This window comes from Aeromicrobium sp. PFPM2_SD2 (assembly GCF_057364525.1).
Window position 1 is genome coordinate 1 of the sequence record NZ_JBNFNZ010000054.1, and the last position, 8,713, is coordinate 8,713.

10 protein-coding genes and 2 pseudogenes are annotated in these 8,713 nt (G+C 72.8%); 2 read left to right on the forward strand and 10 right to left on the reverse strand.

Features of this window, described 5'->3' with window-relative positions:
• From nuoE to AC2W7G_RS04785, 6 genes and pseudogenes are all read right to left on the reverse strand, one after another.
• Positions 1–657 (reverse strand): NADH-quinone oxidoreductase subunit NuoE (gene nuoE, locus AC2W7G_RS04760; protein ID WP_485867425.1); only part of this gene is annotated, 657 nt, incomplete at its 3' end.
• A pseudogene (locus tag AC2W7G_RS04765) lies at positions 654–1,981 on the reverse strand (NADH-quinone oxidoreductase subunit D). The gene nuoE and the pseudogene AC2W7G_RS04765, both read right to left, overlap by 4 nt.
• Positions 1,978–2,591, reverse strand: a pseudogene (locus AC2W7G_RS04770) (NADH-quinone oxidoreductase subunit C). Before AC2W7G_RS04770 ends, AC2W7G_RS04765 begins: the two co-directional pseudogenes overlap by 4 nt.
• 101 nt (positions 2,592–2,692) lie before the next feature.
• Positions 2,693–3,247, reverse strand: a complete 555-nt coding sequence (locus AC2W7G_RS04775) for a NuoB/complex I 20 kDa subunit family protein (protein ID WP_485867426.1) — start codon at positions 3,245–3,247, stop codon at positions 2,693–2,695.
• Positions 3,238–3,597 (reverse strand): NADH-quinone oxidoreductase subunit A, encoded by a 360-nt coding sequence (locus AC2W7G_RS04780; RefSeq protein WP_485867427.1) that lies wholly within the window; start codon positions 3,595–3,597, stop codon positions 3,238–3,240. Before AC2W7G_RS04780 ends, AC2W7G_RS04775 begins: the two co-directional genes overlap by 10 nt.
• A 230-nt stretch (positions 3,598–3,827) precedes the next feature.
• Positions 3,828–4,520 (reverse strand): demethylmenaquinone methyltransferase, encoded by a 693-nt coding sequence (locus tag AC2W7G_RS04785; RefSeq protein WP_485867428.1) that lies wholly within the window; start codon positions 4,518–4,520, stop codon positions 3,828–3,830.
• Positions 4,521–4,552: 32 nt separating this feature from the next.
• On the opposite strand from AC2W7G_RS04785, the gene AC2W7G_RS04790 reads away from it, so the two are divergent.
• Together AC2W7G_RS04790 and AC2W7G_RS04795 are read left to right on the forward strand one after the other, a co-directional pair.
• Positions 4,553–5,251, forward strand: coding sequence for a hypothetical protein (locus AC2W7G_RS04790; protein WP_485867429.1), 699 nt, complete (start codon positions 4,553–4,555; stop codon positions 5,249–5,251).
• On the forward strand, positions 5,155–5,811 hold the full coding sequence (locus AC2W7G_RS04795) for an isochorismate synthase (RefSeq protein ID WP_485867434.1): 657 nt from the start codon (positions 5,155–5,157) through the stop codon (positions 5,809–5,811). Before AC2W7G_RS04790 ends, AC2W7G_RS04795 begins: the two co-directional genes overlap by 97 nt.
• Here the strand turns inward: AC2W7G_RS04795 and AC2W7G_RS04800 are convergent.
• The 4 genes from AC2W7G_RS04800 to AC2W7G_RS04815 form a co-directional block, all read right to left on the reverse strand.
• Positions 5,808–6,377 (reverse strand): GNAT family N-acetyltransferase, encoded by a 570-nt coding sequence (locus tag AC2W7G_RS04800; RefSeq protein ID WP_485867430.1) that lies wholly within the window; start codon positions 6,375–6,377, stop codon positions 5,808–5,810. The genes AC2W7G_RS04795 and AC2W7G_RS04800 overlap by 4 nt on opposite strands.
• Before the next feature lie 24 nt (positions 6,378–6,401).
• Positions 6,402–7,595 carry a 4-hydroxybenzoate 3-monooxygenase gene (locus tag AC2W7G_RS04805; RefSeq protein WP_485867431.1) on the reverse strand — a complete coding sequence of 398 codons (1,194 nt, stop codon included), beginning with the start codon at positions 7,593–7,595 and terminating at the stop codon, positions 6,402–6,404.
• A 61-nt stretch (positions 7,596–7,656) separates the two neighbouring features.
• Positions 7,657–8,418 carry an SGNH/GDSL hydrolase family protein gene (locus AC2W7G_RS04810; protein ID WP_485867432.1) on the reverse strand — a complete coding sequence of 254 codons (762 nt, stop codon included), beginning with the start codon at positions 8,416–8,418 and terminating at the stop codon, positions 7,657–7,659.
• Positions 8,419–8,459: 41 nt separating this feature from the next.
• Positions 8,460–8,713 (reverse strand): helix-turn-helix domain-containing protein (locus AC2W7G_RS04815; protein WP_485867433.1); only part of this gene is annotated, 254 nt, incomplete at its 5' end.

The following is an 8,713-nucleotide window of genomic DNA, read 5'->3' on the forward strand; positions in this document are numbered from 1 at the left end:
GGCCGGCCCCTCGTCGGCCAGCCCGTCCTCGAAGCCGGCCAGGACGCGCTCGGCGTCGCGCCAGCTGGTGATCGTGGCGCCGCGCGTGGCCTGCACCGGCTCGCCCCGGCGCAGCCGGTCGACCAGGTCCACGGCGGAGTCGGGGGTCTGGCCGTCGAACAGCTCCCAGTTCACGGTGACGACCGGGGCGTAGTCGCAGGCGGCGTTGCACTCGATGTGCTCGAGCGAGATGACGCCGTCGGCGGTGGTCTCGTCGTTGCCGACGTCCAGGTGCGCGCAGAGCCGCTGGAAGATCTCGTCGCCGCCCATCACCGCGCACAGCGTGTTGGTGCAGACGCCCACGTGGTGCGTGCCCATCGGGCGGCGCTTGTACATCGTGTAGAAGGTCGCGACGCCGCTCACCTCGGCCGCGCTGAGCCCGAGCAGCTCCGCGCAGGTCTCGATGCCCTGGCTGGTCACGCAGCCCTGGACCGACTGCACGAGGTGCAGCATCGGCAGCAGGGCGCTGCGCGGCTGCGGGTAGCGGGCGGCCAGCTCGCGCAGCTCGGCGAGCGTGGCGTCAGGCAGCGGGGGCGCGTCGCTCGGCGGCGACGCGACGGGCTCGGCCAGCGGACGTCCGGGGTCGCCGGGCAGGTGACCGGTCGTGGGGGTGCTCATCGGTCGACGCCTCCCATCACGGGGTCGATGGACGCGACGGCGACGATGACGTCGCTGAGCATGCCGCCCTCGCTCATCACCGACGTGCCCTGCAGGTTGACGAAGGACGGGTCGCGGAAGTGGGCGCGGTACGGGCGCGTGCCGCCGTCGGAGACGAGGTGGCAGCCGATCTCGCCGCGCGGCGCCTCGATGGCCGTGTAGACCTGCCCGGCCGGCACGCGGAAGCCCTCGGTCACCAGCTTGAAGTGGTGGATCAGGGCCTCCATCGACTCGCCCATGATGTGCGCGATGTGCTCGGGGCTGTTGCCCTGACCGTCGCTGCCGACGCTGAGCCGCGCGGGCCAGGCGATCTTCTTGTCGGCGACCATGACCGGTGCGCCCTCCATGCGGGCGAGCCGGTCGACGCACTGCTCGACGATGCGCAGCGACTGCCACATCTCGTCCTGGCGCACCCGGAAGCGTCCGTAGGCGTCGGGCTGCTCCCAGGTGGCGACGTCGAACTCGTACGTCTCGTAGTCCCAGTAGGGCTGGGTACGGCGCAGGTCCCAGGCGTACCCGGTCGAGCGCAGCACCGGGCCGGTGATGCCCAGGGCCAGGCAGCCGGCCAGGTCGAGGTGGCCGACGTCCACGAGCCGGGCCTTGAAGATCGGGTTGGCGTTGCACAGGGCGGCGTACTCGGGCAGCCGCTTGCGCAGCAGCGCCACGGTCTCGCGGACCTTGTCGAGGGCACCGGGCGGCAGGTCCTGGGCGACGCCGCCGGGGCGGAAGTACGCGTGGTTCATGCGCAGGCCGGTGATGGTCTCGAAGACGTCGAGGATCAGCTCGCGGTCGCGGAAGCCGCAGGTCATGACCGTGAGAGCGCCGAGCTCCATGCCGCCCGTGGCGATGCACACGAGGTGGCTGGAGATGCGGTTGAGCTCGAGCAGGAGCACCCGCAGCACCTTTGCCTTCTCGGGCACCTCGTCCTCGATGCCGAGCAGCCGCTCGACCGCCTGCACGTAGACCGCCTCGTTGGAGAACGGGGCGACGTAGTCCATGCGGGTGCAGAAGGTGACGCCCTGGGTCCAGGTGCGGTACTCCATGTTCTTCTCGATGCCGGTGTGCAGGTAGCCGATGCCGGCCCGGGCGTCGGTGACGGTCTCGCCGTCGATCTCGAGGACCAGCCGGAGCACGCCGTGGGTGCTCGGGTGCTGCGGGCCCATGTTGACCACGAGCCGGTCGCCCTCGACGCCGGCGGCGTCATGGTGTCCCAGTCCTGGCCGGTGACGGTGAAGACCGGACCCTCGGTGGTCTCGGTGCTGGTCGCGTACGGGTCGCTGGTCACGAGTACGACCTCCGCTCGTCCGGCGGAGGCACGGTGGCCCCCTTGTACTCCACGGGGATGCCGCCCAAGGGGTAGTCCTTGCGCTGGGGGTGGCCGGGCCAGTCGTCGGGCATGAGGATGCGGGTCAGCGCCGGGTGGCCGTCGAAGACGACGCCGAACATGTCCCACGTCTCGCGCTCGTGCCAGTCCGCGGTCGGGTAGACGCTGACGACGCTGGGCACGTGCGGGTCCGCGTCCGGGCAGGTGGTCTCGACCCGGACGCGGCGGTTGTGGGTCATCGAGAGCAGGTGCAGCGCGACGTGCAGCTCGGCGCCCTCGTCGCCCGGCAGGTGGACGCCGGACAGGCTGCTGAGCACCTCGAAGCGCAGGCTCGGCTCGTCGCGCAGGTGGCGCGCGCCCCGAGCAGGTGCTCGCGCCGGACCTGGAACGTCAGCTCGCCACGGTCGACGACGATGCCCTCGAGCGTCCCGCCGTCGACGCCGCGGACGAATGCCTCGGCGACCTGGTCGAACCAGCCGCCGTACGGCGGCGGGGTCGGCGTCGGGAACGCGACCGGACGGCGCAGGCCGCCGTAGCCGCTGGTGTCGGCGCCGTCGCGGGCGCCGAACATGCCCTCGCGGACGTCCACGACCTTGAGCTCGGTGCGCTCGGCCCGGACGAGGGCCTCGCGGGTGTCGACGCCCTGGTCCTGCGTGCCGCCGGTGGACTCGGTCATCGCAGCAGGCCCTTCTGCAGCTGCGTCGGCAGGGCGGTGAGCGCGACCTGCTCGTCCTCGGCGATCTCGGCGGCGCGGTGGGCGCCGAGCTTGGTGTGCTGCACCTTGTCGTGGAGCTTGAAGATCGCGTCGATGAGCATCTCGGGCCGCGGCGGGCAGCCGGGCAGGTACATGTCGACCGGCACGACGTGGTCGACGCCCTGGACGATCGCGTAGTTGTTGAACATCCCGCCCGAGCTCGCGCACACGCCCATGGCCAGCACGTACTTGGGCTCGGCCATCTGGTCGTAGATCTGGCGCAGGACGGGCGCCATCTTCTGGCTCACGCGTCCGGCCACGATCATGAGGTCGGCCTGGCGCGGCGAGGGCCGGAACACCTCCATGCCGAAGCGCGACGAGTCGTAGCGCGGCGCCCCGAACGTCATCATCTCGATCGCGCAGCAGGCCAGGCCGAACGTCGCCGGCCAGAACGAGGCCTTGCGCATGTAGCCGGCCAGGCCCTCGACGGTGCTCAGCAGGACGCCGCTGGGCAGCTTCTCCTCTAGTCCCATGCCATGCCTCCCCGACGCCACTCGTAGGCGTACGCGACGGTGATGTTGACCAGGAACAGCAGCACCGCGAGGACCGCGAACCAGCTCAGCGCGTCGAAGGCGACGGCGAACGGGTAGAGGAAGACGATCTCGATGTCGAAGACGATGAACATCATCGCGGTGAAGAAGTACTTCACCGGGATGCGTCCGCCGCCCTCGGGCACCGGCGTCGGCTGGATGCCGGACTCGTAGCGGTCGAGCTTGGCGCGGTTGTAGCGGCGCGGGCCGGTCAGCGGAGCGATCGCGACGCTGAAGATCGCGAAGCCGGCCGCGATCGCGCCGAGCACCCGGATCGGTGCGTACTCACCCATCGGTCTGCCTCCGCCGGGTCCCTCGTCCGCTTGTGAAACAAATCACATGCGCTGTCGAGACCACCCTAGGCACGGACGAGGGTCAGAGGTGAGCCCCGTCACACGCACTCCGCGGCGTTCCCGGGTTCTCCGGTCTACCTGGGGCCCCAGGTAGACCGGACGCTCCCAGGTCTGCAGTCCTGGGGGCGTCGAGAACACCTGGGGCCCCAGGTAGACCGGGGCCGGGCGGGCTACGGCTTGACGGAGCGGTGCAGGGCGACGATGCCGCCGCTGAGGTTGACCCAGTCGACGCGGCCCCAGCCGGCCTCGACCATGCGCAGGGCGAGGCCCCGCTGGTCGGGCCAGGCCTGGATCGACTCGGCCAGGTAGACGTACGAGTCGGGGTTCGAGCTGACCGCCCGGGCGACCGGCGGCAGCGCGCGCATGAGGTAGTTGGAGTAGATCGTCGCGAACGGCGCCCACGTCGGGCGGCTGAACTCGCACACCACGACGCGTCCGCCCGGACGCGTGACGCGGCGCAGCTCGCGCAAGGCCTCCAGCGGGTCCTGGACGTTGCGCAGGCCGAACGAGATCGTCACCGCGTCGAACGAGTCGTCGGCGAACGGCAGGCGCATGCCGTCACCGGCCACGAACGGCAGGCCGGGCTGCTGCTGCTTGCCCACGTCGAGCATGCCGAGCGAGAAGTCGCAGGGCACGACGTGCGCGCCCGCGTCGGCGAACGGCTTGCTGGACGTGCCGGTGCCGGCGGCCAGGTCGAGGATGCGCTCGCCGGGCTGCGGGTCGACCAGCTCGACGACGCGCGAGCGCCAGCGACGGTCCTGCCCGAGCGACAGGACGTCGTTCGTCAGGTCGTAGCGCTTGGCCACCTGGTCGAACATCGCGGCGACCTCGTGCGGCTGCTTCTCCAGGCTGGCTCGGCTCACCCCCCAACCTTCCCACGGGTAGGCTCGCCGCCGTGACGAACCCTGCGCTCGAGGGCGCCAGCGCCCCGCTCGTGGTGCGCACGGTGCCGGTGGACGACCCCGGCTCGCTCGTCGACCTCCTGCCCGACGACCCGCAGCTGCTGGCCTGGGTGCACGGCGAGGACGGCCTGGTCGGCTGGGGCCGCGTGGCGTCGTTCGCGGCGGCCGGCCCCGACCGCTTCACCGACGCACGCACCTGGTGGCGCGAGGTCGCCCGCACCGCCGTGGTGCGTGACGAGGTCGACCGGCCCGGCTCCGGGCTCGTGGCGTTCGGCTCCTTCGCGTTCAGCGACCAGGGCAAGGACAGCCTGCTCGTCGTGCCCGAGGTCGTGGTCGGGCGCCGTGACGGCGTCTGCTGGGTCACCGTCGTCGGCACGTCGCTGCGTCCGCTGCCCGACCTCGTCACGCAGCCCGAGCCGGCCGCCCCGGTCGGCACCCGCTTCTCCGACGGCGCGGTCGACGGCGCGACGTGGGAGGGCCTGGTCGCCGAGGCCGTCCGCCGCATCACGGCCGGCGACCTGGACAAGGTCGTGCTGGCCCGCGAGGTCTCGCCGAGACCGACGAGCCGCTGGACGTCCGCTGGCCGCTGTCGCGCCTGGCCGAGACCTACCCGAGCTGCTGGACGTTCCACGTCGACGGGTTCTTCGGGGCCACGCCCGAGATGCTGGTGCGCCTCGAGCGCGGTCTGGTGACCTCGCGCGTCCTGGCCGGCACCGTGCGGCGCACGGGCGACGACGAGCGCGACCTGGCCCTGGCGGCGACCCTCGCCCGCTCCAGCAAGGACCTCGAGGAGCACGAGTACGCCGTGCGCTCGGTCGCCGAGGCGCTCGCCCCGCACTGCCAGAGCATGAACGTGCCCGAGTCTCCGTTCGTGCTGCACCTGCCCAACGTCATGCACCTGGCCACCGACGTGACGGGCGTCGTGCGCGAGGGGGACGGCGCCCTCTCGCTGGCCGCGGCGCTGCACCCGTCCGCGGCGGTCGGCGGCACCCCCACCCCGACGGCGGTGGCGCTCATCGACGAGATCGAGGGCTTCGACCGCGGACGCTACGCCGGCCCGGTCGGCTGGGTGGACGCCCGCGGCGACGGCGAGTGGGGCATCGGCCTGCGCTCGGCCGTGCTCGACTCCCCCACGTCCGTGCGGCTGTTCGCCGGCTGCGGCATCGTGGCCGACTCCGTGCCCGAGTCCGAGCTGGCCGAGACCCAGGCCAAGCTCGTGCCGGTGCGCGACGCGCTGACCCCACCGGCCTAGCCGGGTCGACGGACGGCCTCCCACTCCGTGCGCAGCAGGGCGTAGACGAAGCTGTCGGACCAGCCGCCCTCGGCACGCCAGCAGTCCTGCACGTGGTGCGCCTCGCGTCGCATGCCGGCCTTCTCCAGCACCCGGGCGGAGGCCGCGTTCTCGCTGAAGCAGACCGCCGTCACGCGACGCAGACCCAGGTGGTCGAAGGCGACGGCGAGCAGCTCGCGGGCCAGGGCGGTGGCGACGCCGCGACCGGCGTGCGCGGGGTCGACCAGGTAGCCGATCAGGCCGTCCGTGGACCCGGGGACGCCCGGCTGCCCGCTGCCGTCCTGGACGTCCAGGAACCCCAGGGCGGCGAGCTCCCCCTCGACCTCGACGAGGCAGGAGAACTCGGACTCGTTCGCCGGCACGGCGAGCCACTCACGCCGCAGGACGTCCGGTGGCACGTGCGTGCGGACGGTCCAGCGGTTCACGCCCGGGTCGTTGCGCAGCTCCACCAGGCGGTCGAGGTCGCTCTCGGTGGCGTCGCGCAGGAGCAGGTCACCGACGCGACGGGGCCAGGGGGACGTCGTCACGGGGACGTTCTAGCACGCCGGGCGTCAGGCGCGCCGCGGCCAGCCGGTGTAGGCCTCGGCCAGGAACGTCGAGCCGGCCGTCGACGACGTGACCGCGGCGAGCTCGCCCTGCTGGCGGCGGACGTCGAACGGCGTCGCGTCCGGCAGCGTGTGCAGCATCGTGGTCATCCAGTACGAGAAGTGCTGGGCCTTCCACACCCGGTCCAGCGCGCGCCGGCTGTAGTCGGCGAACGGCGCCGGGTCGCCCGCCGCCACCGCCCGCTCGAGCTCCTCGGCCAGCACGCGGACGTCCGCGAGGGCGAGGTTGAGCCCCTTCGCCCCGGTCGGCGGGACGGTGTGCGCGGCGTCGCCGGCCAGGACCATGCGGCCGTGGTGCATCGGCTCCTGCACGAAGCTGCGGAACGGCAGCACCGTGCGCGAGGTGATCGGCCCCTCCTTGAGCACGTGGCCGTTGGCCCCGACGCGACGCTGCAGCTCGCTCCAGATCCGGTCGTCGGACCACGCGTCGGCGTCCTCGCCCGGGTCGCACTGGAAGTACATGCGCTGCAGGGTCTCGGTGCGCTGGCTGATCAGCGCGAAGCCGTGCTCGGAGTGGTTGTAGATGAGCTCGGGGGCGCTCGGCGGGGCCTCGGCGAGGATGCCGAACCAGGCGAACGGGTACTCGCGGAAGTACTGACGGCGCTCGGCCTCGGGCACCTCGCGGCGGCACAGGCTGCGCGAGCCGTCGGTGCCGACCAGGAAGTCGGCCCGCAGCTCGCGCGCGACGCCCTCGGCATCGGTGAAGCGCACGAACGGGGCGTCGGAGCCCAGGTCGCCGACGCTCACGTCGGTCACGCCGAACCGGACGTCCCCGCCGTCGCGCTGCCGGGCGTCGGCCAGGTCGATGAACACGTCGGTCTGCGGGTACAGCTGCGTGGCCGCGCCGACCAGTCCCTGGAAGTCGATGCGGTGGCTCTCCCCGCCGAAGGCCAGCTCGATGCCGTCGTGGCGGTACCCGTCACGGTGCACGCGGTCGGAGACGCCGGTGTCGACCAGCAGGTCGACCGAGTCCTGCTCGAGGATGCCCGCCCGGTGCGTCTGCTCGATCTCCTCGCGCGTACGGGTGTCGATCGCGACGCTCTCGATGCCGGCGAGCGAGAGCAGGTGCGTGAGCATGAGACCCGCGGGGCCCGCCCCGACGACGGCCACCTGGGTACGGGCAGGAGTGAGCGAGGACATGCCCGCATCATCTCGCCGGGTGCCGCACGTCACAACGCCGGACTTTCGCCCAGCGGAAGCCTCAGCCGACCGGCGCGAGCGCGGGACGGCGCGGGTCGAGCAGGTCGCCCGACGACCTGCCGGTGAGCCGGCGCTTGACCCAGGGCGCCACATGGGCGCGGGTCCAGGCCAGGTTCTCGGCCCGGCGCTCGGCCGGGGTGCGCACCGCCAGCGGCGTGAGCGGCAGCGGCTCGAGGTCGTGCTCGACGCCGAGCGCGTCCGCCACGGCGATCGCCATGCGCTGGTGCCCGGCGGCGCTCATGTGCAGCCGGTCGACGTCCCACAGCCGCTCGTCCTCGTAGTCGTGCAGGCGCCAGAAGTCGACGAGCGTGACCCCGAGCTCGTCGACCATCGCGCGGACCAGCTCGTTGTAGAGCGCGAAGCGGCCGCGCATGGCGCCGAAGACCGGGGCGCTGCCGGGGTCGGCCGCGGTGAAGACGGCCACCGTGGCTCCCGTGGCCGCGAGCCGGCCGACCGCCTCGCGGTAGCGGGCGACGAGGCCGTCGATGTCGACCCGCGGGCGGAGCAGGTCGTTGCCGCCGGCGTAGATCGTCACCAGGTCCGGCTGCATCGCGACGGCGGGGTCGATCTGCTCGTCGAGGATGCCCGCGAGCTTGCGGCCGCGGATGGCCAGGTTCGCGTACTGCAGCCCCGGGCTGGAGCGGTCGAGCGCGGCAGCGAGCCGGTCGGCCCACCCCCGGACGCCGTTGGGCAGGGTGGGGTCGGGGTCGCCGACCCCCTCGGTGAACGAGTCGCCCAGGGCGACGAAGCGGGAGAACGGCACGTCGCGATGCTACCCGCGGGTCACCGAGCCGGCCGCGCGGCTCAGCCGGCGAGCAGCCCGTCGCGCCGGGCGATGGCGGCGGCCTCGGTGCGGGTGGACGCGCCGAGCTTGGCCAGGATGTTGGAGACGTGCACGGACGCGGTCTTGGCGCTGATGAACAGCTGGGCGGCGATCTCGCCGTTGCTGCGGCCCAGCGCGACCAGGGCCAGCACCTCGTGCTCGCGCGGGGTCAGCACCGTCGCCTCGCCGCGGGGGACGCCGCCCTGGCGCTCGCCGAGCTCGGCCAGCGAGCCGG